Annotated in this window: 1 pseudogene; it reads right to left on the reverse strand. The window is 72.2% G+C overall.

Annotated elements, in window-relative coordinates:
* Positions 1 to 333 precede the first annotated feature (333 nt).
* A pseudogene (locus ABZ281_RS47910) lies at positions 334 to 1,647 on the reverse strand (MFS transporter); the annotation flags it as partial.
* Between the last annotated feature and the right edge of the window lie 225 nt (positions 1,648 to 1,872).

The raw sequence follows: 1,872 nt of genomic DNA on the forward strand, positions 1-1,872 counted from the left end.
GGGGGGTCCGGTGGGGGGGGGGGGTGGGGGGCGTGCCGGGTGGGGGGGTGCCCGGGTGGGGGGGGCGGGGGGGGGCGGGGGGCGGTGGCTGGGGGAGGGGTTCCGGCCCCACGGCCCGAGGAGGCCAAGGAGATTGAGGAGGCCGAGGAAGCCGAGGACTCAGCCCGCTGACTCGGCCTTCGTCTCCGGCTCGGCGTCCGTCTCAGGCTCGGTCTTCGTCTCCGGCTCGGCGTCCGTCTCAGGCTCGGCGTCCGTCTCAGGCTCGGTCTTCGTCTCCGGCTCGGCATCCGTCTCCGGCTCGGCGTCCGTCCGCGGTTCTGCCGGTGCTTCCGCCGCGCGTGCCCGGTCCGCGAGGATCTTGATCGACACCAGGGCGATCACCGACAGCACGACGATGTACCCGGACACCGCCATCGACGTACCCGTCGCCTCCAGGAGCAGCACCATCATGAACGGCGCGAGCCCGCCGCCCGCGACGGCCGCGATCTGGTAGCCGAGGGAGGCGCCGGTGTAGCGCATCTCCGGCGTGAACAGCTCGGCGAAGAGGGCGGCCTGGGGGCCGTACATGATGCTCAGGAAGCAGCTGGCGACGAACGTACCGACCGCGAGCCACAGCAGCGAGCCGGTGTCGATCAGCAGGAAGAGCGGTACGGCCCACAGGGCGACGCCGACCGCGCCGAGGGCGTAGATCCGGATGCGGCCGATGCGGTCGGAGAGCGCGGCGGCGGCCGGGATCAGCACGAGCTGGGTGAGGCTGACGCAGAGCGAGACGGTGAGCACCGCGCTCTTCTTCATGTCCAGCTCGCGGGTCGTGTAGTCGAGGACGCCGGTGATGAGGATGTAGAACGTGGCGGTGTTCACGGCGAAGGAGCCGCCCGCCAGGAACACGGTGCCGAGGTGCCCGCGCAGGATCGTGCGCAGCGGCGAGCTCTGCTCGGTCTTCTCCTTCTCGGCGAGCGCCCGCTCGGCCTCGCGGAACGCCGGGGTCTCCTCCACGCGCTTGTGGATGTACCAGGCGAGGGCGAGGACCAGCAGGCCGACCAGGAACGGCACGCGCCAGCCCCAGGCCGCGAACGCCGAGTCGGTGGTGAGGGCTCCGGCCAGCAGGAAGACGGTGTTGGCGGTGACGACGCCGATGGGGACGCCGAGCTGGACGACACTGCCGTAGACACCGCGCTTGCCCTCCGGGGCGTACTCGGTGGCCAGGAGCATCGCGCCGCCCCACTGGGCACCGACGGCGACGCCCTGCGCGACCCGGAGCAGGACGAGCAGGATCGGGGCGGCGACGCCGATCGTGTCGTAGGTCGGCAGCAGGCCGATGGCCGTGGTGGACACGCCCATGAGCGTGAGCGCGAGGACGAGCATCGGCTTGCGGCCGCGCTTGTCGCCGAGGTGACCGGCGACGATGCCGCCGATGGGGCGGGCGAGAAAGCCGACGGCGAAGGTCGCGAACGAGGCGAGGACGCCTGCCGTGGCGCTGCCGGCGGGGAAGTAGAGGTCGCCGAGCACGAGGGCGGCGGCGATGCCGAAGACGAAGTAGTCGTACCACTCGACGGCCGAGGCGAGCGCTGCCGCGGTGGCCACCCGTCGGCGGTTTCCGACGGCGGGCGTGGTGGTGAGGGGCTGAGCGGACGGTGCCGTGTCCATGCGGTGCACGCTCCGGGGGGTGCGGGGGACGGAACGGGGGGTGGCTCGAGTTCCGGGGAACGTACTGACCGGACGGTATGCCCGTCAACGGGTCGCGCACCAGGAGTTTTGCCTGTACTTGGCATCCGACCACGGGCCCGGGCACGCCGAAGGCCCCGGCCTCCTGAGGAGGCCGGGGTACCGAGGAGCCGGGGCTAGTGCCGCTACAGGCAACGTTCGCGCCGT

It is taken from the genome of Streptomyces sp. NPDC006265, assembly GCF_040613555.1.
Lineage (GTDB): Bacteria > Actinomycetota > Actinomycetes > Streptomycetales > Streptomycetaceae > Streptomyces.